This window comes from Actinoplanes sp. NPDC049598, from assembly GCF_040675435.1.
Lineage (GTDB): Bacteria > Actinomycetota > Actinomycetes > Mycobacteriales > Micromonosporaceae > Actinoplanes.
Map to the genome: position 1 here is coordinate 37,188 of NZ_JBFAOX010000039.1, position 25,297 is coordinate 62,484.

Annotated in this window: 25 protein-coding genes; 13 read left to right on the forward strand and 12 right to left on the reverse strand. The window is 73.1% G+C overall.

The genetic code is table 11. The features are described 5' to 3' along the window. The first annotated feature begins 120 nt into the window (after positions 1-120). Positions 121-1,383: a glycosyltransferase gene (locus tag AB0J66_RS46110; RefSeq protein WP_364674798.1), complete on the forward strand. Its 1,263-nt coding sequence runs from the start codon at positions 121-123 to the stop codon at positions 1,381-1,383. Here AB0J66_RS46110 and fgd read toward each other — a convergent pair. Then, positions 1,370-2,371 (reverse strand): glucose-6-phosphate dehydrogenase (coenzyme-F420), encoded by a 1,002-nt coding sequence (gene fgd, locus AB0J66_RS46115; protein WP_364674801.1) that lies wholly within the window; start codon positions 2,369-2,371, stop codon positions 1,370-1,372. The genes AB0J66_RS46110 and fgd overlap by 14 nt on opposite strands. Before the next feature lie 10 nt (positions 2,372-2,381). Next, on the reverse strand, positions 2,382-4,316 hold the full coding sequence (locus AB0J66_RS46120) for a sigma-70 family RNA polymerase sigma factor (RefSeq protein ID WP_364674803.1): 1,935 nt from the start codon (positions 4,314-4,316) through the stop codon (positions 2,382-2,384). Between the two features lie 149 nt (positions 4,317-4,465). Between AB0J66_RS46120 and AB0J66_RS46125 the strand changes: the two genes are divergently transcribed. The 4 genes from AB0J66_RS46125 (at position 4,466) to AB0J66_RS46140 (ending at position 7,595) form a co-directional block, all read left to right on the forward strand. After that, positions 4,466-4,855 carry an ATP-binding protein gene (locus AB0J66_RS46125; protein WP_364674806.1) on the forward strand — a complete coding sequence of 130 codons (390 nt, stop codon included), beginning with the start codon at positions 4,466-4,468 and terminating at the stop codon, positions 4,853-4,855. Positions 4,856-4,967: 112 nt separating this feature from the next. After that, positions 4,968-6,098: a PP2C family protein-serine/threonine phosphatase gene (locus AB0J66_RS46130; protein WP_364674809.1), complete on the forward strand. Its 1,131-nt coding sequence runs from the start codon at positions 4,968-4,970 to the stop codon at positions 6,096-6,098. 94 nt (positions 6,099-6,192) lie between these two features. Beyond that, positions 6,193-6,666 carry a MarR family transcriptional regulator gene (locus tag AB0J66_RS46135; RefSeq protein WP_364674812.1) on the forward strand — a complete coding sequence of 158 codons (474 nt, stop codon included), beginning with the start codon at positions 6,193-6,195 and terminating at the stop codon, positions 6,664-6,666. A gap of 14 nt (positions 6,667-6,680) precedes the next feature. Further along, positions 6,681-7,595 (forward strand): LLM class flavin-dependent oxidoreductase, encoded by a 915-nt coding sequence (locus AB0J66_RS46140; protein ID WP_364674814.1) that lies wholly within the window; start codon positions 6,681-6,683, stop codon positions 7,593-7,595. Here AB0J66_RS46140 and AB0J66_RS46145 read toward each other — a convergent pair whose 3' ends face one another. Beyond that, positions 7,596-7,946: an Lsr2 family protein gene (locus tag AB0J66_RS46145; protein ID WP_364674817.1), complete on the reverse strand. Its 351-nt coding sequence runs from the start codon at positions 7,944-7,946 to the stop codon at positions 7,596-7,598. A gap of 203 nt (positions 7,947-8,149) precedes the next feature. On the opposite strand from AB0J66_RS46145, the gene AB0J66_RS46150 reads away from it, so the two are divergent. Both AB0J66_RS46150 and AB0J66_RS46155 read left to right on the forward strand, forming a co-directional pair. Next, positions 8,150-8,617, forward strand: coding sequence for a hypothetical protein (locus AB0J66_RS46150; RefSeq protein ID WP_364674820.1), 468 nt, complete (start codon positions 8,150-8,152; stop codon positions 8,615-8,617). Continuing rightward, positions 8,617-9,858, forward strand: a complete 1,242-nt coding sequence (locus AB0J66_RS46155) for a D-alanyl-D-alanine carboxypeptidase (RefSeq protein WP_364674877.1) — start codon at positions 8,617-8,619, stop codon at positions 9,856-9,858. Before AB0J66_RS46150 ends, AB0J66_RS46155 begins: the two co-directional genes overlap by 1 nt. On the opposite strand, the gene AB0J66_RS46160 is transcribed toward AB0J66_RS46155, so the two are convergent. Continuing rightward, positions 9,847-10,344, reverse strand: a complete 498-nt coding sequence (locus AB0J66_RS46160; protein ID WP_364674823.1) for a DUF456 domain-containing protein — start codon at positions 10,342-10,344, stop codon at positions 9,847-9,849. The two genes, AB0J66_RS46155 and AB0J66_RS46160, sit on opposite strands and share 12 nt — an antisense overlap. Positions 10,345-10,513: 169 nt before the next feature. Between AB0J66_RS46160 and AB0J66_RS46165 the strand changes: the two genes are divergently transcribed. Next, complete coding sequence (locus AB0J66_RS46165; protein WP_364674825.1) at positions 10,514-11,443, forward strand: sigma-70 family RNA polymerase sigma factor; 930 nt, start codon at positions 10,514-10,516, stop codon at positions 11,441-11,443. A gap of 49 nt (positions 11,444-11,492) precedes the next feature. Here the strand turns inward: AB0J66_RS46165 and AB0J66_RS46170 are convergent, their stop codons facing one another. Continuing rightward, on the reverse strand, positions 11,493-13,814 hold the full coding sequence (locus AB0J66_RS46170; RefSeq protein WP_364674828.1) for an ATP-binding domain-containing protein: 2,322 nt from the start codon (positions 13,812-13,814) through the stop codon (positions 11,493-11,495). Between the two features lie 152 nt (positions 13,815-13,966). On the opposite strand from AB0J66_RS46170, the gene AB0J66_RS46175 reads away from it, so the two are divergent. Continuing rightward, on the forward strand, positions 13,967-14,482 hold the full coding sequence (locus AB0J66_RS46175) for a hypothetical protein (RefSeq protein ID WP_364674831.1): 516 nt from the start codon (positions 13,967-13,969) through the stop codon (positions 14,480-14,482). 37 nt (positions 14,483-14,519) lie between these two features. Here AB0J66_RS46175 and AB0J66_RS46180 read toward each other — a convergent pair whose 3' ends face one another. Then, positions 14,520-15,359: a FliA/WhiG family RNA polymerase sigma factor gene (locus AB0J66_RS46180; protein ID WP_364674834.1), complete on the reverse strand. Its 840-nt coding sequence runs from the start codon at positions 15,357-15,359 to the stop codon at positions 14,520-14,522. A 290-nt stretch (positions 15,360-15,649) separates the two neighbouring features. Between AB0J66_RS46180 and AB0J66_RS46185 the strand changes: the two genes are divergently transcribed. Beyond that, positions 15,650-17,200, forward strand: a complete 1,551-nt coding sequence (locus AB0J66_RS46185) for a DEAD/DEAH box helicase (RefSeq protein ID WP_364674835.1) — start codon at positions 15,650-15,652, stop codon at positions 17,198-17,200. A gap of 119 nt (positions 17,201-17,319) precedes the next feature. On the opposite strand, the gene AB0J66_RS46190 is transcribed toward AB0J66_RS46185, so the two are convergent. Both AB0J66_RS46190 and AB0J66_RS46195 read right to left on the reverse strand, forming a co-directional pair. After that, positions 17,320-17,841: a YceI family protein gene (locus tag AB0J66_RS46190; RefSeq protein ID WP_364674838.1), complete on the reverse strand. Its 522-nt coding sequence runs from the start codon at positions 17,839-17,841 to the stop codon at positions 17,320-17,322. A 35-nt stretch (positions 17,842-17,876) separates the two neighbouring features. Continuing rightward, positions 17,877-20,495: an AAA family ATPase gene (locus AB0J66_RS46195; protein ID WP_364674841.1), complete on the reverse strand. Its 2,619-nt coding sequence runs from the start codon at positions 20,493-20,495 to the stop codon at positions 17,877-17,879. A gap of 47 nt (positions 20,496-20,542) precedes the next feature. Between AB0J66_RS46195 and AB0J66_RS46200 the strand changes: the two genes are divergently transcribed. After that, positions 20,543-20,911 carry a hypothetical protein gene (locus AB0J66_RS46200; protein ID WP_364674843.1) on the forward strand — a complete coding sequence of 123 codons (369 nt, stop codon included), beginning with the start codon at positions 20,543-20,545 and terminating at the stop codon, positions 20,909-20,911. Between the two features lie 73 nt (positions 20,912-20,984). On the opposite strand, the gene AB0J66_RS46205 is transcribed toward AB0J66_RS46200, so the two are convergent. Continuing rightward, the gene (locus AB0J66_RS46205; protein ID WP_364674845.1) at positions 20,985-21,641 is read right to left on the reverse strand and encodes a hypothetical protein; all 657 of its coding nucleotides are present in this window, start codon (positions 21,639-21,641) and stop codon (positions 20,985-20,987) included. A gap of 17 nt (positions 21,642-21,658) precedes the next feature. Here AB0J66_RS46205 and AB0J66_RS46210 point away from each other — a divergent pair, with 17 nt between their 5' ends. After that, positions 21,659-21,844 (forward strand): hypothetical protein, encoded by a 186-nt coding sequence (locus tag AB0J66_RS46210; RefSeq protein WP_364674847.1) that lies wholly within the window; start codon positions 21,659-21,661, stop codon positions 21,842-21,844. Here the strand turns inward: AB0J66_RS46210 and AB0J66_RS46215 are convergent. From AB0J66_RS46215 to AB0J66_RS46225, 3 genes are all read right to left on the reverse strand, one after another. After that, positions 21,818-22,819, reverse strand: a complete 1,002-nt coding sequence (locus tag AB0J66_RS46215; protein WP_364674880.1) for a phosphatase domain-containing protein — start codon at positions 22,817-22,819, stop codon at positions 21,818-21,820. The two genes, AB0J66_RS46210 and AB0J66_RS46215, sit on opposite strands and share 27 nt — an antisense overlap. A gap of 121 nt (positions 22,820-22,940) precedes the next feature. Further along, positions 22,941-23,648: a hypothetical protein gene (locus AB0J66_RS46220; RefSeq protein WP_364674849.1), complete on the reverse strand. Its 708-nt coding sequence runs from the start codon at positions 23,646-23,648 to the stop codon at positions 22,941-22,943. A gap of 127 nt (positions 23,649-23,775) precedes the next feature. Further along, positions 23,776-24,240 (reverse strand): hypothetical protein, encoded by a 465-nt coding sequence (locus tag AB0J66_RS46225; protein ID WP_364674851.1) that lies wholly within the window; start codon positions 24,238-24,240, stop codon positions 23,776-23,778. A gap of 109 nt (positions 24,241-24,349) precedes the next feature. Here AB0J66_RS46225 and AB0J66_RS46230 point away from each other — a divergent pair, with 109 nt between their 5' ends. Beyond that, positions 24,350-25,180: an NAD-dependent protein deacetylase gene (locus AB0J66_RS46230; protein WP_364674882.1), complete on the forward strand. Its 831-nt coding sequence runs from the start codon at positions 24,350-24,352 to the stop codon at positions 25,178-25,180. Positions 25,181-25,297 lie beyond the last annotated feature (117 nt).

A 25,297-nucleotide genomic window follows, 5' to 3' on the forward strand; every position in this document is an offset into this window, starting at 1 on the left:
AGTTGCTGATCGGTTGCCGACCGGTAGTTTCGAAGATCAGGAACAAGCTTGAGGAGCACCGCCATGCTTCCTTCGCCGCTTTCCGCAGCGACGAACCGCGCCCGCCCGTCATCACCCTCCGTGAGTGTCGTCCTGCCCGTGCGGGATCCCGCGAGCCTGCCGCTGATGCTGCGTGGCCTGCCCCCGGTCGACGAGGTCGTGGTGGTGGCCGAGGCGGGCACGCGGGCCGCAACTGCGGCGCGGGCGCTGCGGCCTGGCGCGGTCGTGGTGTCTCCTACCCGGCCCGGCCCCGGTCATGCGCTGGCCGCCGGGGCGGCCGTGGCCCGGGGCGACGTGGTGGTCACCCTCAACGGCGACGGCTCGACCGACCCGGCCGAGATCCCGCGGTTCGTCGAGGCGCTGGTGGCCGGGGCCGACGTGGCGGTCGGCTCGCGGTACTCGGCCGGCGGGCGCGACCTGACCGGGGGCCGGTTCCGCCGGTGGGCCGACCTGATCCTCGTCTGGTGCCTGAACGCGCTGCTCGGCACCCGCCGCACCGATCCCGGTTTCGGCTATGCCGCGTTCTGGCGGGACGCGCTGGCCCACCTGGACCTGCCCGACCCGGCCGCGCGGGCCGGCGCCGCCTGGGGCGAGGGACCGGAGATCGGCCCGCTGCTGGCCATCCGCCCGGCCGTCCGCGGTCTGGTCGTGGCCGAGGTCGCCACCGTCGCCTTCCCGCCGATCCGCCGGGCCCGGCGGGCGGACCGCTCCCGCCTGCACCACTGGCTGCGCACCGCGCTCCGCGAGCGCGGGGATCGACGGTCCTACACCCCGCCCCCGACCGTCCCGGCCACCCCGCAGGTGCGGCACGGCTCCGGCTTCCGCCTGGCGCAGGACGGCCCGGGTTACCGGATCACGCCCGAGCCCGGCTCTCCGGCCCGCACCGCGAGAATGCGCCCGGCCGAGCCCGGCCCAGCGAGCCTTGGCGCAGCGGAAGCGGGCACAGCGGCCGGGGCGGGCGCAGCTAGCCACGACGGCCGGGTCACCGCCGACGTCTGGCGGCAGGCCGACCGGCGGGCGCCCGGCGAGCCCATCTGGAGCGCGGCGCGCCGCGCCACCGGGCCGTCGCGTGATCTGTGGCGCGAGCGGCGCGCGCTCAATCCCCCGCTGCCGCCCTACCCGTCGGCCCACCCCGAGCCGCTGCTCGGCCCGGACGTCCAGCCCCGCACGGCCGAGGACGGATGGCTGCCCCTGCCGCGCGCCCCGAAGCAGACGGGTGAGGTGGGCGCCCGGCGCCGCCGCATCACCGGCCGCCAGTCCCAGCCCGACCTACGGGTGATCAACGGCGAGGGAACCGGCCCGGGCGACCGCCGGGGCCGGCTCCGTTCCGTCAAGAAGCCCTAGCGCGCAGCTGGGGCAGGATCTTCTCGCTGTACAGGCGCAGGAAGCGCTCCTGGTCGGGCCCGGGCGCGTGGAAGACCAGGTGCTTGAAGCCCATGTCGAGGTACTCGGTGATCTTCTCGGCGTGCTCGTCGTGGTCGGACGAGACGATCCAGCGTGAGGCGGTCCGCTCGACCGGGAGCTGGTCGGAGAGCCGCTGCATCTCGATCGGGTCCTCGACGCCGGTCTTCTCGTCCGGGGTCAGGGCCAGGGCGCCCCAGTGACGGGTGTCCTGCCGCGCCTTCTCGTGGTCGTCGTCGAACGAGACCTTGACCTCGATCAGCAGGTCGAGGTCGTCGATCTGGCGGCCGGCCTTCTCGGCGCCCTCGCGCACGGCCGGCAGCAGCGTGTCGGTGTAGAGCTCGCGGCCCTTGCCGCTGGTGGTGATGAAGCCGTCGGCGATGCGGCCGGCGAGCCGGGTCGCGGACGGGCCGGAGGCGCCGATGTAGATCGGCACCGGGTTCTCCGGCTTGTCGTAGATCGTGGCGTTCTCGGTGGAGTAGTACTGCCCCTCGAACGTGACCCGGTCCTCGCGCCACAGCTTCTGGATGAGCTGCACGGCCTCCTTGAGCCGGGCGAAGCGCTCCTTGCCGTCGGGCCAGGCGATGCCCAGCGGCACCTCGTTGAGCGACTCGCCGGAGCCGACGCCGAGCACGACCCGCTCGGGCGCGAGGCAGCCCAGGGTGGCGAACGCCTGGGCCACCACGGCCGGGTGGTAGCGGAACGACGGCGTGAGCACGCTCGTGCCGATCAGGATCCGCTCGGTCCGGGCGGCCAGCGCGCCCAGCCAGGGCAGCGCGGCCGGGGCGTGGCCGCCGTCGTGCCGCCAGGGCTGCAGGTGGTCGCTGACGAAGACGGAGTCGAAGCCGAGCTCCTCGGCCAGGACGCTGTAGTTGAGGAGTTCCGACGGCGGGAACTGCTCCGCCGACGCCTTGTACCCGAACCGAATCATGCTTCTGACACTAGCCCGCGGCTTTGTAGGCCTTGCCGGCCTCGGTCGGACTGTCGCCGTCCTTGTAAAGACCGAAGTCCACGCTGTCGCCGACGGCGGGCAGGCCGAACCACGCGTACCGCTCGAGCCACGATCGGCTCTCCAGCCCCTTGGTGGCGCCGTTGATGAAGGTGACCAGCTGGGCCTGGGTCGGGTACTTGGGCGTGCCGGAGAAGTTCATCAGGCCGAACTCGGTGACCCAGATCGGCTTGCCGTAACGCTTGTGCACGGCGTCGACGTAGCCCAGGAACTGGTTGACGGCGGCCGCGCTGAAGTCGGAGCCGTACCAGTGCAGGGTGATGAAGTCGACGCGGTAGCCCTTGTCCTTCGCCCCGGCCATGAAGCGGTCGAGCCAGCCGCCCGCGGTGTCGCCGCCGTAGGCCACCGACGGGCTGCCCAGCCGCAGACCGGTCGCCTCAAGCTTGGGCCACGCGGCCAGCGCGTCCTCGACGGTCATGTTGGCCTGCCCGCCCATGTCGGGCTCGTTGAAGCCGAGCAGCTCGCCGCTGCTCTCCTTCTTGGCCTCGGCGATCGTGGCGTCGGTGGCGTTGGCCTTGCCCCAGATCATCGGGACGTACTCGACGCCGGCCGGGCCGGGGATGTCGTTGTTGTTCGGGCCCCAGTCGTAGTACCAACCGGCCCCGACATCGGCCAGCGCGGCCTTCGCGCCGGCGAACTTCCACGTCCCGACGCCTTTCTTCTTGCTGTCGGTGGCCGGGATCACGATGGGCGCCGCGCTGCTCGGCTTGAGCGACGGCGTCTTCGACGGTGTCGGGGAGGGCTTGGCCGAGGTCTTCGACTTCGACGGTGACGGGCGCCGCGTGGCGGGGGTCGAGGGGGTGGTCACGGCCGGCGCGGGCGCCTGCACCGCGGCCGTGGTGACCACGGGCGGGTCGGGTTGCTGGGTGACCACGACAGCGACGCCGCCGCCGACCACCGCGGTGGTCGCCAGGGCCGCCGTCAGCACCTTCTGCGAGAGCCCGAAACCGATCTTGGCCGCCACGTGCGACCCGGCGCCGGCCTTGGCCGCGCCGGCGCCCGCGCCCGCCTTGGCCGCGGCGCCCGCGCCCGCCTTGGCCGCGGCGCCCGCGCCCGCCTTGGCCGCGGCGGCCGCGGCCGACGCGCTGCCGGCGCCGAGACCCTTGCCGATCAGGGTGGCCGGCAGCGGCACGAGGGCCATGCCGGCCAGCAGCCGCTCGGCCGCCACGAGCCCGTTCCACGACGGCGAGCAGTACCGGCAGTCGCGGGTGTGCCGGGCGATCCGCTTGCGCCACAGCGCGCTGGGCCGGCCGTCCCACTCGGCCGTGACCGCCTGCAGGTCGGGGCAGGGCGGGGTGGCGGCCAGCGCCCGGACCACGACCCGGGCCGTCTCGAGCTGGCCTTTCATCCGCTGCACGCGCACCGCCGCGTGCTGGCGGGTCACGTCGGTGGCGGCCACGATCTCGTCGCGGGTCAGCTCGCCCGAGGCCTCGAGCCACCAGAGCGAGAGCAGCTCGCGGTTGTCCTCGTCGAGCCAGCGGGTCGCCTCGGCCGTCTCCCGCCGCTGCCCGGAGAGCTCGAGCCGGGTGATGGCCAGGTCGGTGAAGTCGGCCCCGGGGTCGCGCAGATCCTCGTGCAGCAGCGCCTCGGGGGCGCCGCGGCGGGCCCGGAAGCGCTCGCGCACCTGCCGGACGGTGATCGCGACCAGCCAGGACCGGAACGCCTCGGGCTCGCGCAGGTCGTGCAGGTTGCGCAGGACCCGCAGCATCACGTCCTGCACCACGTCGTCGACGTCGGCGTGACCCTCCAGGGCCCGCCCGACGATCGTGTAGACCAGCGGCAGGTAGCCGGCCACGAGCCGGTCGACCGCGACCGGGTCGCCGGCCCGCGCGGCGACGACGGTGGCGATGTCGGGTTGCTCGGCCATGGTCCTACCTTCCTAAGGGCGTCGGTTCAGGAAGGGAGACGCCCCGCTCTTCCTCGGATAACACGTTTTTCGCGGTGGATCGGATGAGCTTGTCTCGCGGCGAACGCGATTAACGAGGGCCCGGTCCGGGAAAACCCAAGCACATGCGTATGACAGTCCGGTTGGCCCTTCCCACCGAGGCGGACAGTGTGCCCGCCGTCCGCCGGCTGCTGCGCTCCGCCCTAGAGGTCCTGCACGTCAACCGGGGTGACTCCGACGATCTGGAGATCGCGATCACCGAGGCGTGTTCGAACGTGGTGCGGCACGCCAGCGGCACGGACACCTTCGAGGTCTCGCTCGACGTGGGCGACGACCGGTGCTCGATCGACGTGACCGACGGTGGCCCCGGTTTCGACCCCGATGCGTCGGGTATGCCGCCCGCCTCGTCGAGCGAGCACGGCCGTGGCCTGATGCTGATCAAGGCGCTGGGCGAGAACGTGCGCATGCACTCGGTCCCCCGCCGCGGCAGCCTCATCCATTTCGAGAAGTCGTTCGCCTGACACCTCGCGTCACCTGGCCACGGGCAAGCCTCTATCATGCTTGCTCTGTGGCAACTATTGTCGTGGGCCGGACCACCCGGCTCAGCCACCCGCACACAGGAAGGACGATCGCGTGACCACCCGCCCGGCATCAGTCGGTTCGCTTCTGCGTGCGGCGCCACCCGATCGCCTCGCCGAAGTGGCGGCCGACCATCTGCGCGCCCTTTACCCGGTGACCGCCGCCGAGATCTTCCTGAGCGACCTCACCATGACCTCGCTCTGGCCGGTGATCGACCCCGAGGCCGAGGCCGGCGGCCGGTCCGAGCTGCGGGTCTTCGGCAGCCAGGAGCCCCTGCTGGACGGCCCGGACCGGCTGATCCTGCCGCTAACCGTGTGGGGCGACCGCTTGGGCGTGCTCCGGGTGGACCTGCGGGAGGCGTACGGCCCCGAGGTGGTGACCGAGCTCCGCGCGCTCGCCGACGAGCTGGCCATCGCGCTGCGCGCCGCCGACAAGGACACCGACCGCTACCACCAGGTCTCCCGCCGGCAGCGCCTGACGATGGCGGCCGAGCTGCAGTGGGCGCTGCTGCCGGGCCGCTCGCTCGAGGGCGACCGGTTCAAGCTGGCCGGCCAGCTCGAGCCCGCGTACGCGATGTACGGCGACCATTACGACTGGGCCCTGACCGGCGACCGGCTGACCCTGACCGTGCTCAACGGCAACGGCGACGGCATCGAGGCCGCCCTGCTGACCACGGTCGCGGTCAACGCGATGCGCAACGCCCGCCGCTCCGGGGCCAACATCGTCGAGCAGGCCGAGCTCGCCTCGGACGCCGTCTACTCGCGCTACGGCGGCGCCACGCACGTGGCCACCCTGCTGCTGGAGATCGATCTGACCGACGGCGCGGTGGAGGCGGTCGACGCCGGCTCGCCCCGGGCCCTGATCGCGCACGAGGGCGAGATCCGCACGGTCGCCCTGGAGCAGCAGCTGCCGCTCGGCATGTTCGGCGACGGCCGCTACGAGACCCAGAAGTTCCAGCTCGAGCCGGGCGACCGGCTGCTGGTGGTGAGCGACGGCGTGCACGCCGCGACACCGGCCGGCCGGCCCGAATACGGCAGTTCCGCCCTGTTGAGCGCCCTGCGCCGGACGCGGCTGCAGCCACCGGCCGAGGCCGTCGGTACGGTCATGCGAGCGTTGCGCGACTACCATGCGGGCACCGAGCCGGAGGACGACGCGGTCACCGTCTGCTTGGATTGGTTGCGATAACCGCTCAAAATCCGGCATGACCCGCCCCCCGGCCGGGTAGAGGCAGATCCGGGCGCAGGGCCGAGCACGTCAGCAGAACGAGGAAATTTCCGACATGGACCGGCACACCGATGTTGCCGCGGCTGTCGAGTCGACGGTCGATTCACTGGTGTCCGTGCTCGAGGCGGCCCGGCTGGCCCAGTCCCCCGCGGTGCCGCCGGCCCAGCTGCGCGTGCTGACGATCATCGCCGCCAACCGGCACACCAACATGAGCCGCCTGGCCGAGACACTCGAGGTGGTGCCCTCCTCCGCGAGCCGCCTGTGCGACCGCCTGGAGGCGACCGGGCTGCTGCGCCGGGTGCCCGACCCGCGCGACCGGCGCGAGGTGCGGCTCATGCTCACCCCCGCCGCCCGCCGCCTGCTCGACCAGCTGCGCGAGCGCCGCCGGCAGGCGCTGGGCGAGGTGCTCGACAAGATGGAGACGGCCGCCCGGCTCGAGCTCGTGCACGCGCTGGAGGCCTTCGCCGCGGCCACCACCCACGACGGCGCCGCCGCCGAGGGAGCCGACGAGGACCGCCGCACGGCGTGAGATAGCGTCGCCCGATGCGCATCGGCATCGTCATCCTCCCCGACCAGCGCTGGTCCGTCGCCGGGCGGCGCTGGCAGCGCGCCGAGGAGTACGGCTTCGACCACGCCTGGACCTACGACCACCTCGGGTGGCGCGACCTCGTCGACGGCCCCTGGTTCGACGCTGTGCCCACCCTGACCGCGGCGGCCATGGTGACCCGGCGGATCCGGCTCGGCACGTACGTGGCCTCGCCCAACTTCCGGCACCCGGTGCACTTCGCCCGCGAGGTGACCGCGCTCGACGACATCTCGCAGGGCCGGCTCATGCTCGGCCTGGGCGCGGGCGGCGTCGGCTTCGACTCGGCCGTGCTCGGCACGCCGGAGCTGACCCCGGGCCGGCGGGTGGACCGCTTCACCGAGTTCCTCGACGTGTTCAACCGGGTCCTGACCGACGGCCCGGTCACCCATCACGGCGATTTCTACACGGCCGTCGACGCCCGCGGCAATCCCGGCCCGGTGCAGCGTCCCCGCCCGCCGTTCGTGGTGGCGGCCAACGGCAAGCGCACGATGCGGCTGGCGGCGCGCGACGGCGACGGCTGGGTGACCACCGGCGTCGCCGGGGTGGCCGGCGGGGCCAACTTCAGCGTGCCCGACAGCGCCGCGCAGTGGTGGGAGTCGGTGGCGCGGCTGTCGGCGAGTTTCGACGAGGCGCTGGACGAGGCGGGCCGGGCCCGGGACGCGATCCCGCGCTATCTGAACCTCGACACGTCGCCGCTCTTTTCGATGAGCAGCGTGGAAGCCTTCACCGACGCGGTCGGCCGGGCGGCCCGGCTCGGCTTCACCGACGTCATCACGCATTGGCCTCGCGAGCGGAGTTGGTACGCCGGCGACGAAAAGGTGCTGGAATCGGTCGCCGCCCGCCTGCCGCGACTGCGCGCGGGCGGTGCCTAATCAGCGGCCGTTGGCGGCCCGGTAGGCGTCGGTGACGCTCTGCGGAATGCGCCCGCGCTCGGAAATCTGGTGACCGTTGGCGACGGCCCACTCGCGGATCGAGCGGTTTTCGTCGCGGGAGCTCGCGGTGCGGCCGCCGGGGCCGCGACGAGCCGGGATGCGGCCGGTCGAGGCGCGGCCGAGCCGGGTCCCGGCCGAGATGTACGGGTCCAGGGCCTTGCGCAGCTTACCCGCATTGGCCTCGGAAAGGTCGATCGTGTAGTTAATACCGTCCAGACTGAACTCGACCGTGCGATCGGCCTTCTTTCCGTCCAGATCGTCGATCAGAGTGGTGATTACCTGCCGCGCCATGACGACTCCCGAGTAGTAATCCGACCAACCGCGGTGCAAGTGTTGCTCGCCGCGCGTTCGCGCGCAACTGTTTCTCCGGAAGAATTCGCCATTCTTTTGACGGGGCGGCCCGGCCGGTATTGAAATGGCCGGCCGTCATTCCCGGTATTCGGCGGGGATAGCACGGTTGGCCCCGCGGCGGCGCATCACTTAGGGTCACTGGCATGACCCCGGACGACGACTGGCAGGAAAAGCGCCGGCAGGCCGTCGCCGGTCACGCCGCCGCGTTCGAGGAGAGCCGTGCGGCTGAGGCCCGGGAGGCGGCGGCCCTGCTGGCCGACTTCGTCCGGCGCGCCGCCGAGCGCGAGATTCATCCACAGACCTTGATGGCTCGAACCTTCGACGGAAGATCCACGTATCGAACCCATGTGCGCGGGTGGTACCTGAAGTCGAATCGTTCCGTGGCCGTCGGCGAGGACGGCCGGTACTACGTGCTGACCGTGCCCGCCTCCTGGCGGGCCCGGTTCGCCGGGGCCGATCTTTCACCGAGCGTCCCCCGCTTGATCGTCGGCGCCGGTGGCGGCGACGGCGAGACATTGCCCCTCTCCCAGTTGCTCGATAAGCGACTTGAAGCAGGAGTTTCTACCCCAGATGTGACATCGGTTTTCCGCCGCGGGAGAGCACAGCCTTGATCCGTTCCATCCTGGCGTCGCTGACGGCCGCCGTCCTGGCCGTCCCGGTCGTGGCCACCCCCGCCATGGCCGCGCCACCGGTCATCCCCTGCCCCAAGCCCAAGGTCGCCCCGCCCGCGGGCGTCCCGGCCCGGCCGGTGCCGCCGCCCGACGACCCGGTCGGCTTCGCCATCGGCGGCGACGCCCTGGCCACGCACGGCCTGGTCGTCCCGGCCGGGGTCAAGGCGCCGCCGGCGGTCACCGCGACCACCTGGATGGTGGCCGACCTGGACACCGGCGAGGTGCTCGGCGGCTGCGGCCCGCACGTCTACCAGACGCCCGCCAGCGTGCAGAAGACGCTGCTGGCGGCCACCGCGATCGGCCAGCTGGACCCGAAGAAGCAGATCACCGTCGTGCCGGGCGACCTGAACATCGAGCCCGGCAGCTCGGCGGTGGGCCTGGTCGTCGGCGGGAAGTACGCGATCTCCACCCTCTGGCTGGGCCTGCTGCTCAACTCCGGCAACGACGCCGCCAACGCGCTGGCCCGGCTGGCCGGCGGGGGCGGCCCGGACGGCGTGGCCAAGACCGTCGCCGCCATGAACGACACCGCCAAGCGGCTCGGCGCGTACCAGACGCACGCCGTGACGCCGTCCGGCCTCGACGGCCCGGGCCAGTTCACCAGCGCGTACGACCTGGCCCTGATCGCCCGGGTGTGTTTCGCCAACGCCGACTTCCGCAAGTACGCGCTGACCCGCTCGGCCCAGATGCCGGCCCAGCCCGCGCTGAAGAAGGGCGGCTTCCAATTCCAGAACGAGAACAAGCTGATCTTCAAATACCCGGGGGCGCTGGGCGGCAAGACCGGCTTCACCCAGCTCGCCCGGCACAGCTACGTGGGCGCGGCCCAGCGCAACGGCCGGCGGCTGGTGGTGACCCTGCTCGGCGCCGAGGCGCGGCCGCAGCGCGGCTACGACCAGGGCGCGGCGCTGCTCGACTGGGGCTTCTCGCTGCCCAAGGACGCCTCGGTGGGCAAGCTGGTCACCCCGGAGGAGACGGCCGAGAAGGAGGCCACCCCGGCCCCGGCCCCGGAGCCCAGCGCCGCCACCGGCCAGGCCGCGGCGGTCGCCTCGCACACCCGCCCGACCTCCCCGCAGCTGCTCTCGGTGGCCGCCGCCGCCTCGGTCGCGCTGCTGCTGGCCGCCACCCCGCTGCTGCTCCTGCTCATCCAGCGCAAACGTTCCCGTCGGCGGGTTTCACGTCAGTAGCAGGCCGAAGACCCAGATGACGGCGACGGCCAGGGCCGTCGTGAACTCGATCAGCATGGCCATGCCGGCCGCGGCCAGGGCGTGTTTCGTCGACGGCCAGGCGCGCTCGTGACCGAGCCGCTGCAGCTCGACCAGGTAGACGCCGAGCACAAAACCGATCACGATGCCGATCACCGGGATCACGAAGAAGCCGATCACGCCGAGGACGCCCCCGGCCAGCAGCGCGGTGTTGGGCACCCCCACGCTCTTGAGCCGCTTGCCCGGCACGAGATATTTGACCGCCGCCCCGAGCAGCGCCACCAGGGTGGCCACCGCCAGCACCACCCAGCGGCCCGCCCCGTCCGCGCCCAGCAGCGCCCAGAGCAGCACCCCGGCCCAGCTCAGCAGCAGGCCCGGCAGCACGGGAATCACCACGCCGACGATCCCCACCGCGATCGCCACCCCGGCGATGATCGTGATGACGCCGTGCGAGTCGGTCAGATCCATGCCCTCACTGTGCCGGAACACCTCAAGTTCGGCTTCTTGAGGGTTCCCCGGAGAGCAACCTTTCCGCACCCAGTTACGACTGCACCGGGAACCGACCCCGGTCGAACTTCCTCATGTACGCCGGAGAGCCCGCCCGATCGGGCCGCCGACAAACATGGGGGAAACGCACATGACCAGCATCGCGACGAACGCTGCCGACATCAACGCCGACAACGCGCCCGCCACGACGGTGCTGTCCGCCGCCGAGCAGGAGGCGCACATCCGCGCCCACATGCCGCTCGTCGGCCACCTGGTGCGCGACATGCTCAGCCGTATCCCCAACCACATCCACCGCGACGACCTGACCAGCGCCGGCCTGCACGCTCTGGTCACCGCGGCCCGGGGCTGGGACCCGACCCGCGGCATCCCGTTCCACCGCTTCGCCAGCACCCGCATCCGCGGCGCCATCCTCGACGAGCTGCGCTCGCTCGACTGGGCCACCCGCTCGGTGCGTACGAAGGCCCGCGCCACCGACACCACCCGCCAGGCCCTGACCACCGCCCTCGGCCGCACCCCGACCTCGGACGAGCTGGCCCAGGCCCTCGGCACCACCACCACCGACCTCAAGCAGACCGACACCGACGTGCAGCGGGCCACCGTGCTCTCGCTGCAGGGCTTCACCACCAGCTCGGCCGACGACCTGGTGACCGAGAAGAACCCCGGCCCGGAGGACATGCTGATCCGCCGGGAGCAGATCGGCTACCTGCACCACGCGATCGGCTCGCTGCCGGAGCGCCTGCAGGTCGTCATCACCGAGTACTTCCTGCACGAGCGCCCGATGGCCGACATCGCGGCCGACCTCGGCGTGACCGAGTCGCGGGTGTCGCAGCTGCGGGCCGAGGCCCTGTCGCTGCTCAAGGACGGCCTCAACACCCACCTCGACCCGGAGCTGGCCCCGGTGCCGGACAACCCGGAGAGCATCACCGCCCGCCGCCGCGCCAACTACTACGCCAACATCGCCAGCAGCACGTCGGTGCGCTCGCGCCTGGAGATGACCAACGCGCACGGCCACACCAAGTACGGCAACGGCCTGCTCCGTACGCCCGCCACCGCGGCCTGACCTCATGTCCACCAGGGCCCGGCGTCTTCGGACGCCGGGCCCTTTTCCCTTACGCGAGGGAGCTCAGAACCTTCGGCAGATCCGCGGTGTGCAGCACGCCGAGCCGCCGGGTGGCCCGGGTCACGGCCACATACAGATCCGACAGGCCGCGCGGGCTCTCGGCGATAATCGCGTCCGGCTCGACCACGATCACCGAGTCGAACTCCAGGCCCTTGGCCTGTCGCACCGTCATCAGCACCACCTGGTTGAGCAGGTCGGGCTGTTCGCCGACGGCCGCGCCGGGCACGGCCTCGACCAGCGCACGGCCCAGATCGTCCTGGCGCGCCTCCGGCACGAGCACCCCGACCCGTCCTTCACCGGCTTCGGCGGCTTCCACGCGTACCGCCGCAATCACCTCCGCGCCCAGCGCGACCGGCGGCACCCGCAGCGCCCACGGCGCCACGCCGGCCGTCCGCACCGACCGCGGCGGCTCCAGCGCCGGGTCGACCGCGGCCAGCACGTCGGCCGCGACCGCCATCACCTCGGCCGGCGTCCGGTAGTTGACCGTCAGCTCGACCAGGTTCCAGCGCTGACCGACGTACGGCTCGAAGACCTGCTCCCAGGTCGTCGTGCCGGCCAGCTCCGAGGTCTGGGCCACGTCGCCGACCACGGTCATCGACCGGCTCGGGCAGCGGCGCATGAGCAGCCGCCAGGCCATCGGGGACAGCTCCTGGGCCTCGTCGACGATCACGTGACCGAAGACCCACGAGCGGTCGGCCGCGGCCCGCTCGGCCGCCGTCCGGGTGTCGAGCACCTCGTGCCGCTCGACGAACGCGCCCGCCTCGACCACGTCCAGCGCGGAGAGGATCTCCTCCTCCTGGTCCTCGAAGTCGAGCGACCGGGAGCCGGCCAGGATCTCGAGCACACCCTCGGCGTAGTCGACCGCGTCGCGCCGCTGCCGGGCCTCCTCCCGGGCCCGCAGCGTGTCGTCGACGCCGAGCAGCTCGGCCAGCTCGTCCAGCAGCGGCACGTCGGCCGGGGTCCACCGGTCGTCGCGGTCGCGCAGCAGCAGCGCCCGCTCCTCCGCGGTGAGCCCGGCCCCGGCCGACTCGAGCCGATCGGCGTCCGAGAGCAGGTCGCGCAGCACCTGGCGCGGGGTCAGCACCGGCCAGAAGTCGAACAGCACCCGCTGCACGTCGATGTCCTCGCGCAGCTCACGGCGGGTCTCGGCCAGGTCGGCCTCGGACAGCAGGTTCTCCCCGCCCAGCGGGTCGGCCCCGATCCGCTCGGCGATCTGCAGCGACAGCGCGTGGATGGCCTCGGTGACGAACATCGCCCGGGCCACGTTGTGCGGGCGGCCCGAGCGGCGGGCCGCGGCCCGCGCGTCCTCCAGGACGGCCCGCTCGATGCGCAGCGGGTAGCCGTCGTGGTCGACCTCGGCGTACGTCTCGGGCACGGTCTGCCGGTCGGCCACCGCCGCCGCCAGCACGTCGAGCATGGCCAGGCGGCCCTTGACCGCGGCCGCGGCCGGCGCCTCGACCCCGCGGGCGCGCACGCCGGGGAACATGTCGCCCAGCGTGGCCAGCAACACCCCGGTCTCGGCGAGTGACGGCAGCACCTGCGAGATGTAGCGCAGGAAGGTCGGGTTGGGGCCCAGGATCAGCACGCCCTGCTTGGTCAGCTGCTGGCGGTACGTGTAGAGCAGGTAGGCGGCGCGATGGAGCGCGACCGCCGTCTTGCCGGTGCCCGGGCCGCCCTGCACGACCATGACCCCGGCCAGCCCGGCCCGGATCACCTCGTCCTGCTCGGCCTGGATGGTCTCGACGATGTCGCGCATCCGGCCGGTGCGGTTCGCGGTCAGCGCGGCCAGCAGGGCGGCCTCACCGGTCACGTCCTCGCGGCCGGGCTCGGCGCCGCCGGCCGCCAGGTCGAGCACCTCGTCGTCGAGGCCGGTCAGCACCCGGCCCTTGGTCCGCAGGTGCCGCCGCCGGGTCACACCGTCCGGCGAGACCGCGGTGGCCAGGTAGAAGGGCCGGGACGCGGGCGCGCGCCAGTCGATCAGCAGCGGGTCGCGGTCGTGCTCGGCGGCCGAGAGCCCGAGACGGCCGATGTACAGCGGGGCGCCGTCGGCGAAGTCGAGCCGGCCGAAGCACAGGGCGTTCTCCACCGAGTTCATCTGGGCGAGCTGTTCGGCGTAGTGGGCGCGCTGGGCCTCACGCTGCGTACGGCCCTGCGGGGTGCCGCCGGACTCCAGCAGGATGCCGCGCAGCCGGTCGTCGGCCTGCGCGCGCAGGTCGTCCAGCCGGTCGTAGAGGGTGGTGAGGTACGCCTGCTCGGAACCGAAGTCGTCCGATGCGGAGCTTGACAAATCCACTCCCCTTAGTGGTATCATTCCCGGGTCAAGACGCCCTTTGTGGCGTCTTTTTTCGTGGCCAGCAAACGGTCAGGATAGCGCAGGTTACGGCCGCCCCGGAAAGTGTCAGCTTTCGGTCATCATTCCCGGCGAGCCGTTACGCGGAACGGCCGAGATGGATTAACCCGGTCATGAACCGCATCCACCCGTTCCGACGTCTCGGCGCGCTGACCCTCATCGCAGCCGCCTCGCTCACCCTCACCACCGCCTGCACCGGCGACGACGACGCCCCCGCCGGCAACGCCGCCCAGGCCGCCCAGGCCGGCCCCGAGGCCAAGACCATCGAGGGCGCCAAGGCCGCGGCCCAGACCGTCTTCGACCGCTTCTCCGGCGGTGACTTCGCCGGCGCCTGGGACATGTACACCGCCGCCGGCAAGCAGGCGATCAGCAAGGACGATTACGTCAAGCTGAACGTGGCCTGCTCCCGCAAGGGCCTGGCGATCCAGCTGACCAGCGCCCGGATGGAGGGCACGGACCGCGCGATCGTGATCGCCAAGCAGCTCGTGGCCGCCCAGTCGTACACCATGGTGTACGAGGGTGACGCCTGGAAGCTGGAGCCCGCCAAGGAGGGCCTGGCCCTCTACAAGCAGGGCGCGGCCAAGGCGATCGCCGCCCAGAAGAAGGCCGGCACCTGCGCCAACCAGTAGTAACGCGGAAAAGGGGGCCCGAACCGGGCCCCCTTTCTCATGCCGCTACCGCTATCGGCAGGCCGTCCGGCCCGGTCACCGCGAGACGCGTCTTGAGCGTCCCCCGGCTGGCGATCTGGTCGTAGTAGGCCGTCCGGCGCCGGGCCACGCAGCCCTCCTTGGCCGGGGCGGCCAGGGCCGGGTCGAGATGGGTGTTCAGGCCGTCCTTGAGCAGCACCAGCGCCTCGGCCCGGAGCTGGGACACCCGCGACTCGGTGACCCCGAGCTCCTCGGCGATCCGGGCCATCGGCCGCTCCTCGAAGAAGTAGCCCTGCACCACGGCCCGTAGCCGCTCCGGCAGCGCGTCCACCGCGTGCCGCAGGTAGCCGAGCCGCTCCCGGCGGATCAGCATCTCCTCCGGACCGGCGCTGGGCTCGGTCACCATGTCGTCCGCGCCCGCGGTGGCGAAGCCCTGCAGGCTGAACACCACGGCCCGCTGGACGTCGTCGTCGGCCGCCTCGATGTCCTCGACCGAGCAGCCCAGGCGGGCGGCGACCTCCTGCGCGGTGGGGTTGCGGCCCAGCTCGGCGGTGAGCTCCTGGCGGGCCGAGTCGGTGCGCCGGGCCCGCTGGCGCACCGAACGGCTGGCCCAGTCCAGCCCGCGCAGCTCGTCCAGCAGCGCGCCCCGGACCCGGGCCGCGGCGAACCGGGCGAACGGCACGCCCCGGGAGTCGTCGAACCCGCGGGCCGCGTGGACCAGCGCGGCGTATCCGGCGGACATCAGGTCGTCCCGGTTCACATGTGCCGGGACCCGGGCCAGCATCTCGCGCACCAGGTGGCCGACCAGAGGCATGTGCTCCTGGACGACATCGGCACGACGGCGATCGTCTCCGCTCATGATGGGGGGTCTCCTCGCGGTACCGGCCGGGTCGGGGGGGTGTTCCGGCGCTGAGGAGAAAGGTGATCCTCGCTGAGAGCGATTCGGGTCCCGTTCGGGTGCAGCCCGGTTGCTTCGCCCGGGCGGGTACACTTGATCTCGCGGTCCGCACTGTCTTGCCTCGGGCCGCTCTCGGACGGGTGCTCGTGAGCACCACAACCGTCCGCCGGATCGGCCACCACGCGCCGCGACTGAGAACAAAGTCTGCGCCGGGCAGGACGACCCCTCGACCCATCTGGAGCTTCCGCTACATGACCACCTTCACCGAGTTCGGCGTGCCCGCCGTGCTGTCCACGGCCCTCGCCGACCTCGGCATCACCACCCCCTTCCCGATCCAGTCGGCCACGCTGCCCGACTCGCTGGCCGGCCGCGACGTGCTCGGCCGGGGCCGCACCGGCTCCGGCAAGACGTACGCGTTCGTGCTGCCCGTGCTGGCCCGCCTGGCCGCCTCCAAGTCGCCCCGCAAGCCGGGCCGGCCCCGCGCGCTGATCCTGGCCCCGACCCGCGAGCTGGCCACCCAGATCGAGGCCACCATGGCCCCGCTGGCGGCCAAGATGGGCCTGCGGACCCTCACGGTCTTCGGCGGCGTCGGCGCCAACCCGCAGATCAAGGGCCTCAAGGCCGGCGTCGACGTGCTGGTGGCCTGCCCCGGCCGGCTCGACGACCACCTGCGCAACGGGCACGCCTCGCTCGACTCGGTCGAGATCACCGTGCTCGACGAGGCCGACCACATGGCCGACCTCGGCTTCCTGCCGGTGGTCCGGCGCCTGATGGACCAGACCCCGCGCGACGGCCAGCGCATGCTCTTCTCGGCCACCCTCGACAACGGGGTGGACGTGCTGGTCAAGCGCTTCCTGCACAAGCCCGTGACGCACTCGGTCGACTCGGCCACCGAGGCCCCGGTCCAGATGGACCACCACGTCCTGCACGTCCGCGGCGACGACCGGTTCCCCGTCCTGGTGGACCTGCTGGCCGCGCCCGGGCGCACGGTCGTGTTCACCCGCACCAAGCGCCGGGCCAAGGTGCTGACCCGCCAGCTCGTCGCGGCCGGGGTGCCCGCCGTCGAGCTGCACGGCAACCTCGCCCAGAACGCCCGCAACCGCAACCTGGCCGCGTTCTCCGACGGCACGGCCGAGACCCTGGTCGCCACCGACATCGCCGCCCGCGGCATCCACGTCGACGACGTGGCCCTGGTCATCCACGCCGACCCGCCGGTCGAGCACAAGGCCTACCTGCACCGCTCCGGCCGTACGGCCCGGGCCGGCGCCCGTGGCACGGTCATCACCCTGATGACCGACGACCAGCAGGCCGAGGTGCGCGACCTGACCCGCAAGGCCGGCGTCCGCCCGACGACCAGCCGCACCCGCCCCGGCGACCCGCTGCTGGCCGAGCTGGCCCCGGGCGAGCGGGTCTTCGTGGCCCCGCGCCCGGCCGCCGAGTCGGCGCCGGCCGATTCCGACGACGCCGGTGGCACGCCGTCCGCGGCCCGCAGCCGCCGTGGCCGCGGTCGCGGCCGGGGCGCGGGCCGTCCGGCCGAGTCGCGCCCGGAGCAGACCGCGAGCGCGACCCGCCACGGCGAGGGCCGCGCCCAGCGGCCCCGCACCGAGCAGGGCGCCGGCAGCCGCCAGTCGCAGGGCACCGGGGGCGGCCGCGGCCGCCGGGGCGGCACCGGCTCGACGCCGGTGCACACCAGCCAGTCCCGCAGCGCCGGCGGATCCGGCCAGGCCCGCCCGGCCTCCTCGGGCGGCGCGGCCGCATTCTCCTCCGGCACCCGTGTGGGCGGCCGCCGCTCCGGCCGCTGACCCCACGCCGTAGGAGACTCCGCTCAGGCGGCGGCTCCTACGCGGGAGTCGCCGTTCAGGCGGCGGCTCCCCCGCGCGAGCCGGCGCTCAGGCGGCGGCTCCGGCGCGCGAGCCGGCGCTCAGGCGGCGGCTCCGGCGTACAGATCCAAGGTGAGGCGTACCGGCCGGGCGATGATCGCCCGGCCGGTCGTCACTCCGGCCGCGACGCGGTCGACCACGCCGGTGGCGACGAAGTGGCAGCCGGTGGCGGTCGGCTCGGCCACCTCCAGGGCGAGCGTGACCTCGCTGTCATGGCCCCGGACCCGCAGCACGCCGGTGAGCCGCCAGCCCTCAGGTTCGCGGCGCAGACCCGTGCTGCGGAAACTGATCATCGGATGGTTGGCCGCGTCGAGGAACCGGCGACCCGTGATGTCCTTGTCACGCCGTACGTCATCGGTCGTGAAGCTCTTGACCTCCAGCGCCGCCGAGGCGGTGGACCGGGCGGGATCGGCCGCCACCGTGACCGTTCCGCCGCGCAGGGCCATGGTCGCCGCGACCGGCTTGAGCCCGAAGACGTGGGTGGCGGTCAGCCGGCAGGCCGAACGGGCCGGGTCGATGGTGTAGGTGCCGGGAACGAGTTCGGTGTGCACGTCAGTTGTCATGCTCACCAGGCTCGGCTTCGGCGGGCCGGCAGACCTCAGTGCCGGTACTGAGATGCGCCACGTAGGTCGGTACGGCGGCCGAGACCGAGCTTGGCCAGGATGTTGCGGACGTGCGTCTCGACCGTCCGCTCGGACAGGAACAGCCGCTCGGCGACGGCCCGATTGGACAGTCCCTCCGCGACCAGGGCGGCGATCTCCCGCTCGCGGGGCGTCAGATCGTCGCGGGCCAGCTCGGCGGCGCCTTTCAGGTGCGGCGCTTCGGCCAGGGCCTCCGTCGCCAGCCGGCGGCTCAGGCGGGAGTCGGTCGTCCGCACGACCCGGGCGTACGCGATACGCGCCAGCGCCGCGAAGGACGGCGCCCCGATCTTCTCCTCCATGGCCACCGCGGCCGCCAGATGCCGCTCCGCCGCGGGGCCGTCGCCGAGCGCGGCCGCCATGCTCCCCAGCACCCGGTCGATGGCGCCCTGGCAGCTCGACATCGAATTCAGGTAGAGGCCGGCGTACGGCAGCGCCCGTTCGTAGCAGGCCCTCACCAGGTCGAGATCGCCGGTCCAGGCGGCCAGCTCGCCGGCCATCACCACCACGAAGGCCCGGCGCGGATCGGCCGGCAGCCGCCCCAGGGACATCCGCAGCCGACGGGTGCACTCGGCCGCCAGCGCGGTGTCCCCCAGCCCCCGGGCCATCAGCCCGACCTGGGCCACCGCGATCGGCAGGTCGTCACCCGCGAACGTCGCCGGGTCGGCGAACGTCCAATCACCCGTGTGCTCGGCCAGCCCACACCGGAAGGCCAGATAGAGGTAGTACGCGGTGGCGTCCCGCTCCCCCAGCTCGCGCGCCTGCTCGGCGTGCTCGCGGGCCTCGGCCAACCGGCCCGCGATCAGCGCCCGGGCCGCCCGGGCCCGCGCCAGATGCCACCGGGCGACCGGCCACCCCAGACGGTCGGCCAACGTGGCCAGACGCGCCGTCTCGAGGTCGAACTCGGCGAGCTCGCCCCGCATCAGCCGGCAGTCGAGCTGCCAGATCCGGCCCCACAGCTCGGCGTCCGGGCGCCCGCTCGGCCCGGCCAGCTCGACGATGCGCCCGGCCAGCGCCAGCACCTCGTCCACGTCGTCGACCGGATCGAGCACCTGGTGTCGGGCGTGGATCGCCGCGACCAGCGCGTCCGGCCGGCCCGAGGCGGTCGCCAGCGTCATCGCCTCGGCGCTGATCAGCCGCGCCTCGGCCGGGTCCTGCTGCTCGGCCAGCAGGAACGCGTACTGCGCCAGCACCCGGGCCCGGTCGGGCCGGTCGAGGTCGTGCTCGAGCGCCCGCTCGCACAACCGCATCAACGCCGGCGTCAGCGGCCCGCCCACGCCCCGGACGACCAGCGCCGCCGGCGCGCCCACCTCGTCCACCACGGCGGCGCAGTCGGCCAGGGCGATCTCCAGGCGGCCGTCGCGGTACGCCGCCTCGGCCCGCTCCAGACGCAGCCCGGCATCACCCGGATCGTTCTCGACGGCCCGCCCGAACCAGTGCACCGCCTCACCGTGATCGAGCCGGCGCGCGGCCTCCCGCGCCGCCGCCACACACGCCCGGACCGCCCGCTGCCGCGAGTCGGCGTCCACCGCGGCCCGCACCCGGTGCCGGGCGATCTCGGCCGGCGCGGCCCCGATGAGCGCGCCGGCCAGGGAGGCGTGCGCCGCCACCCGCTCCTCCCGGCTCAGGCCGGCGTAGAGGGCCTGACGCACCAGCTCATGAACGAACCGGACCCGGGCCGGCACCCAAGGGTCATCCACCAGCACCCCGGCTGCGACCGCCTCACCCAGCGGCTCGATCGCGGTCGCCCGGCCCAGCACGGTCACGTCGATCTCGGCCCCACAGGCCGCCGCCACTCCCAGCATGTGCTGGCAGGCCGGGCTCAGATGCGCGGTCCGCCGCACGACGAGCCGCCGCAGCCCCGCCGGCAGATCGAGATCGCCCGCCGGCCGCCACAGCAAGCCCTCGCGCAGCAGGAGCCGGGTCAGCTCCCGCGTGTAGAGCGGATTGCCCCCACCGAGCCGATGCACCTCGGCCGCCCAGGTGCCGTGCACCTTCCCCGCCGTTCCGTGCGCCTTCGCCGCCCCCGTCAGATAGGCCGCGACCGTGTCGACGTCCCACGGGGGCAGGGCGAGGACCTCGGCCCCGGGCAGATCGTGGGTGACCCGGCTGGTCCCGACCACCAGCAGCCGCGTCCGGCCGATCTCCCGGCCCAGCGTGGCCAGCAGCGCCAGCGAAGCGTCGTCGGCCCAGTGCAGATCCTCCAGCACCAGCAGCATCGGACCCACTTCGCGCAGCGCCGCCACCGCCCGCTGAATCGTCCGGAACCTCGCCGCAGCAACGGATCCACCGTCGTCGGCCAGGGAGAGAAGCCCCGGCGAGAGCACCCCACCGGACGACTCGAGCAGCCGGATCCACGGCCAGAACAGCGGCGCCCCCTCATCCGGGTCGGCCCGCCCGGCGAGCACCGTCCACCCGGCCGCCCCGGCCCGTGACACCGCCTCCTCGACCAGCGCCGTCTTGCCCGCACCGGCGTCACCGGTCACCAGCACCACGGCCCCTTCACCGCGCTCGGCCCCGGCCCGCAGCCGGTCGAGCGCGACCACCTCGGCCACCCGCCCGACGAGCCCACTGCCCATGCCGCCACCCTCCCGCCCCACGGCGACGATGTCGACCCCACGGCCCAGTGGTTGACAGCGACTCCCTCACCCGAGCCGGAAGGTTCGACGCCGCCGCCACCGAGCTTCGCTTCGCGGCACGGTCACTGGCCATCCTCGCGCGCCGGCATCGCGAGCTGGCCGAAGAGGCACTTGCCGAGGAGCTGCCCTGGCTGACCTGGCTGCCGGCCGAGGAACGCCTCACCTGCGTGCAGGAACTACTCGCCGACCTCATGGCCGGCGCCGACACCGGCCTTCTCATCCCCTTCGCCCGCAACCTTGCCTCGTGGCGCTCGGCCGCCGAGGCGTGGTCCGACCCGCAACTCGCCCGCGAGCTGCAGGGCCCCTTCGAGGGCGACGGCCCCGCCATCGAGCGCCCGGCCGGGGACCCCGCATGAGCGGACGCGGTGCCGAGATTCCCCGGCCCAAGCAGCCCTGGACCGTGCGAGCGGTCCGATGCTCCGCCGATCTCTAGGCCGCGGGGACGGCGACCTGGATCTCGTTGGCGAGGGTGAAGCCGGCGGTGAGGTGGAGTTCGTCGCCGCTCCAGAAGCGGCCCGGGTCGTACCAGTTGGGCTGGCGGCCCTTGGGGAGCAGGCCCATGTCCTCGTAGGTGACGGCGACCACCTCGGCGCAGTAGGCCGTCTCCAGCGCGGCGTCGGAGGCCGTGGCGCCGCGCAGGCGCCAGCGGGGGCGGACCTGGGGGACGCGGCCGCGGACCCAGCGCCAGGCGAGCTGGGCCGAGGACGGGAACGGGGTGCCGTCGAGGCGGGCCACCGTCTTGAGGGCCTTGTCCTCCATGGCCGGGGTGACGCCGGGGTCGAGCTGGCGCAGCCAGCCGCGCTGGCCGTAGCGGTTGGCCCAGACCGTGACGGCGTCGCGCAGGTCGTGCAGCTGGACGCCGCGCTGGAAGGTGCCGGACCACAGGTCGGGCAGGGAGCGGCCCAGCTCGGCGTGCCACATCAACGGTGGCATGTCCTCGATGACGATGGACATGCCGACGTGGTTCACGGGGCTGTTGGTCAGGGTCTGGATCGCCCGATCGGGGCCGGATCGTCCCCGGAAGATCCAGATGTCCCCGGTGCGCGTCAGGTCGATGGCCTCGTCGAGGCTGATGGCGGCGTCCACGTGTCTATCCTCGGGTGATGCGTTGGTGGAAAGTAGTGGGATTGGCCGGTCTGGCGGGAGTCGCCGCGACGGGCGCCGTTGTCGCGCGGGCGGAGCGCCGCCGGCGGCAGTACACGCCGGAGGAGATCCGGGAGCGTCTGCACCAGCGGGTCGCCGAGGCGGCCGCGGAGCCGGCCTCAGACGACATCAGTGTCGCGGAGTAAGGACCACAGGCCCGCCCCGTCGGGGGCGGAGAACCAGGTCTTGCCGCCGGAGCCGACCGCCTCGGCGGTGCCGGACGGGCCGGGCACGGCGCCGGCCAGCACCGACTGGGTGGGCGAGAGCCGGCGGATGGCGACGGCGGCCACGTTCTCCGGGTGGGCGTGGGCGAACTCGGAGTAGATCTCCTGGTCGTGCTGGCCGTCGTCGCCCACCAGCAACCATTTGATCTTGGGGAACTCCTGCGAGAGCCGCTGCAGGGTGGCCCGCTTGTGCTCCTGGCCGCTGCGGAACCAGCGGTCGGGGGTCGGGCCCCAGTCGGTCAGCAGCAGCGGGCCGGCCGGGTAGAGGTGGCGGGAGAGGAAGCGCGACAGGGTGGGCGCCACATTCCACGCGCCGGTCGAGAGGTAGAAGACCGGGGCGCCCGCATTGGCCGTGATGAGCCGCTCGTAGAGCACGGCCATGCCCGGGACGGCCATGCGCGCGTGCTCGTCGAGGACGAACGTGTTCCACGCGGCCAGCAGCGGCCGCGGCAGGGCGGTGACCATGACCGTGTCGTCGATGTCGGAGATGACGCCGAAGCGGCACTCCGGGTCGACCACGCGGATCGGCGCCTCGGCCGGGGCCGCTCCCTCGGTGAACAGCCGCACCTTGCCCCAGCCGGGCTCGAGGTCGCCCTTGACCCGGCAGTCGACGTAGCCGCTGCGGTCGGTGCGCGTCTCGGTGATGCTGTCACCGACCTGGATCTTGACGATGGCGCCGTTGACCGGTGAGGTGGTGAAGCTGCGCCAGCCGCGCACCTTCTCCAGCCGCTTGCTGCGCTGCGGGCCGCGGGTGAGCACCACGCGGGCCATCACCCGGGCCCAGCCGGGCGCGCCGTACCCCGTGTAGGCGGTGATCACCGGTTGCCAGCCGCGGTTGCGCAGGCGCCGCTCGACGATCTCGTGAAGAGCGTCCTCCACCCGGGCTGCCCGGTGCATCCGGATCACCGGCGGCTGCCCTGCCGGGGTTGTCGCCACGCCGGCCCTCCTGCCCTGTAGATCGGCCTGCCCGGCTACGGTACCCGGCAGCTGTCCCTCTCACGCAGGGCACAGCGGATTACTAAGCGGTGGCCGGGAGTTCGCCCGTGGACCACTGGTCGGCGAACCACTGCTCGTCGGCGGGCGCGGGGCGCTTGGCGGCCCGGGCGATGGCGGCGGTGGCCTCGGCCCGCAGCGTACGCAGGGTGTCGGCGTCCTTCTCGGCGGTCTCCCACAGTGCACGCTCGTGCTCCTGGGCCGCGGTGTACTCGGCCCGGCGGTGGGCGCGGATCGCGTTGCGCAGCGCGGCTTCCTGGACGACCGGGTGCAGCCGGGGGTTCCAGCCGCGGTGGGCCAGGACGTCGCTGAGCTGGGCGATGGAGAGCTCACGGTTGCGGCAGGCGGCGGTGGCCGCGTGGTGCAGGTAGCGCTCGCGGACGGCGTTCTCGCCGGGCTTGCGGCGGCGGCTCATCAGCGGGTAGGCGCCGGCCTTGGCGGTGCGCCGGGCGGCCTCGTCGGCGGCGTCGAAGGCCAGCCAGGCCTCGTCGACCGCCTGTTGCGCGGCCTCCCAGTCGGCGCGGCTGCGGGCGGCGGTCTCGGCGGCGCGGGCGGCCGCCGTGGCGGCCTCCCCCGCGTAGCGGACGGCCTCGGTCTCGGCCGGGGTGGGTTCGGGGGCGCGGCGCGGAACGGCCATCGTGGCGACGGCGATCGCGATGCCCAGCAGCAGGAAGAGCCAGAGCGCGACGGCCAGGGGCAGGGAGACGAAGAAGCTTTCCAGGGCGGTTTCCATCGCAACCTCACAGAAAAACGCGATCTTCGCGGGTGACACCGGATGTGTGCGGCGGGTGCGGCAGCGGGGGCGGCTTGAGAGGTACGGATGTCAGCCGCACCGCTACGAAAAGGTGCTCAGCAAAAGGTCAGCGAAGCGGTGGCCCACGCACGGGGCGGACCCGCTGGGCAGCACCGAGGAGCAGAACCACCGCCGCGGCCCCGATCAGAACCCCGGCCAGACCGTCGGCCGAGCGCCAAGCAGCCTCGCCGGAAAAGTAGGTGGAGGCGGCCCGGGTGGCAGGCTTGGCCCCGTCGGCCGGAGCGGCGGCGCCGAGCGCGGCCACAGGCGCGGGCTCCACCGCGGCGAGCGCAGACTCAACTACGGGCGCGGGTGCGGCGACGACGGGCGCGGCGACGGCGGGCGCGGGCACGGCGGCGGGCGCGGCTTCCCCTCGTACCGCCGGAAGTGGGGCCGGGGAGGCAGCGAGGGTGACCGGCTCGCGGGGTGCCGGCACGGTGAAGGCGAGGGCGAGCATCGCGAGGCCGGTGAGGAAGCGCAGGAGGCGGCGCCCGTCCCAATGACGGGGGAGCACTCGCGTCACTGCAGCCACGCGACCAACCTACCGAATCGGGCGGAAACGCGCACGAGCTCGAGCGGGTTACGTGGTTCACGGTTTCATCGCCCGGACGAGGGACTATGGAAGTGTGGACTTACAGGTAGTGCGGCAGGTGGCAGAGCTCGAGGAGTGGGTGTCCGAGGGCGGCGTGGTGGTGCTCAGCGGCGCGGGGCTCTCCACCGACTCCGGGATTCCGGACTACCGGGGCCCGTCGGGTTCGCAGCGGCGCTCGACCCCGATGACCTATCAGGCCTTCACCCGGGACCCGATCGCCCGCCGGCGTTATTGGGCGCGCAGCCACCTGGGCTGGCGCACGATCGGTGAGGCCCGCCCGAACGACGGGCACCGCGCGGTCGCGCGGATGCAGGAGGCGGGCGCCGTCCAGGGCATCATCACGCAGAACGTGGACGGGCTGCACCAGGCGGCCGGCGCCCGCGACGTGGTCGAGCTGCACGGCAACCTGGCCCGCATCGTCTGCCTGGACTGCGGCGACCTGACCCCGCGGGAGGTGCTGGCGGCGCGGCTGGAGGAGGCCAATCCGCGGTTCGCGGGCGAGGCCACGGCGATCAACCCGGACGGCGACGTGGAGCTGGACGACGCCGAGCTGGACGGTTTCGCGGTGGTCGACTGCACGGCGTGCGGCGGCATGCTGAAGCCGGATGTCGTCTACTTCGGCGAGACGGTGCCGCCGGAGCGGGTCTCGCGCAGTTTCGGGCTCGTGGCCGGGGCCCGGACGTTGCTGGTGCTGGGTTCCTCGCTGACCGTCATGTCGGGCCGCCGCTTCGTGTTGCGGGCGGCCAAGGACGGCATCCGGGTGGCGATCGTGAACCGGGGCGTGACGCGCGGGGAGCCGTACGCGGGGGTCGTCGTGGATGCCCCATTGGGCATCGTGCTGCCCCATCTCGCATCGAGGGTGGCGACTGTTTCGTCCTGATTCCCATCGATGGAGCGCTCCCATCGACGGCTGTAATCGCACTGAAACCTAAATATTGATTTGACCCCGTTGACGTGACCGGCCTCACTGGCGTTAACTGCCGGAACCGCTTCCGAA

What these genes read in the sequence shown, in the direction of transcription:
- AB0J66_RS46210 (WP_364674847.1), top strand. Translation starts at nt 21,659, where the DNA reads ATGCGTTGGTGGAAAGTAGTGGGATTGGCCGGTCTGGCGGGAGTCGCC.
- AB0J66_RS46170 (WP_364674828.1), bottom strand. Translation starts at nt 13,814, where the DNA reads ATGATACCACTAAGGGGAGTGGATTTGTCAAGCTCCGCATCGGACGAC.
- AB0J66_RS46145 (WP_364674817.1), bottom strand. Translation starts at nt 7,946, where the DNA reads ATGGCGCGGCAGGTAATCACCACTCTGATCGACGATCTGGACGGAAAG.
- AB0J66_RS46165 (WP_364674825.1), top strand. Translation starts at nt 10,514, where the DNA reads ATGACCAGCATCGCGACGAACGCTGCCGACATCAACGCCGACAACGCG.
- AB0J66_RS46185 (WP_364674835.1), top strand. Translation starts at nt 15,650, where the DNA reads ATGACCACCTTCACCGAGTTCGGCGTGCCCGCCGTGCTGTCCACGGCC.
- AB0J66_RS46160 (WP_364674823.1), bottom strand. Translation starts at nt 10,344, where the DNA reads ATGGATCTGACCGACTCGCACGGCGTCATCACGATCATCGCCGGGGTG.
- AB0J66_RS46140 (WP_364674814.1), top strand. Translation starts at nt 6,681, where the DNA reads ATGCGCATCGGCATCGTCATCCTCCCCGACCAGCGCTGGTCCGTCGCC.
- AB0J66_RS46190 (WP_364674838.1), bottom strand. Translation starts at nt 17,841, where the DNA reads ATGACAACTGACGTGCACACCGAACTCGTTCCCGGCACCTACACCATC.
- AB0J66_RS46150 (WP_364674820.1), top strand. Translation starts at nt 8,150, where the DNA reads ATGACCCCGGACGACGACTGGCAGGAAAAGCGCCGGCAGGCCGTCGCC.
- AB0J66_RS46120 (WP_364674803.1), bottom strand. Translation starts at nt 4,316, where the DNA reads ATGGCCGAGCAACCCGACATCGCCACCGTCGTCGCCGCGCGGGCCGGC.
- AB0J66_RS46125 (WP_364674806.1), top strand. Translation starts at nt 4,466, where the DNA reads ATGACAGTCCGGTTGGCCCTTCCCACCGAGGCGGACAGTGTGCCCGCC.
- AB0J66_RS46180 (WP_364674834.1), bottom strand. Translation starts at nt 15,359, where the DNA reads ATGAGCGGAGACGATCGCCGTCGTGCCGATGTCGTCCAGGAGCACATG.
- AB0J66_RS46215 (WP_364674880.1), bottom strand. Translation starts at nt 22,819, where the DNA reads ATGCACCGGGCAGCCCGGGTGGAGGACGCTCTTCACGAGATCGTCGAG.
- AB0J66_RS46135 (WP_364674812.1), top strand. Translation starts at nt 6,193, where the DNA reads ATGGACCGGCACACCGATGTTGCCGCGGCTGTCGAGTCGACGGTCGAT.
- fgd (WP_364674801.1), bottom strand. Translation starts at nt 2,371, where the DNA reads ATGATTCGGTTCGGGTACAAGGCGTCGGCGGAGCAGTTCCCGCCGTCG.
- AB0J66_RS46220 (WP_364674849.1), bottom strand. Translation starts at nt 23,648, where the DNA reads ATGGAAACCGCCCTGGAAAGCTTCTTCGTCTCCCTGCCCCTGGCCGTC.
- AB0J66_RS46195 (WP_364674841.1), bottom strand. Translation starts at nt 20,495, where the DNA reads ATGGGCAGTGGGCTCGTCGGGCGGGTGGCCGAGGTGGTCGCGCTCGAC.
- AB0J66_RS46175 (WP_364674831.1), top strand. Translation starts at nt 13,967, where the DNA reads ATGAACCGCATCCACCCGTTCCGACGTCTCGGCGCGCTGACCCTCATC.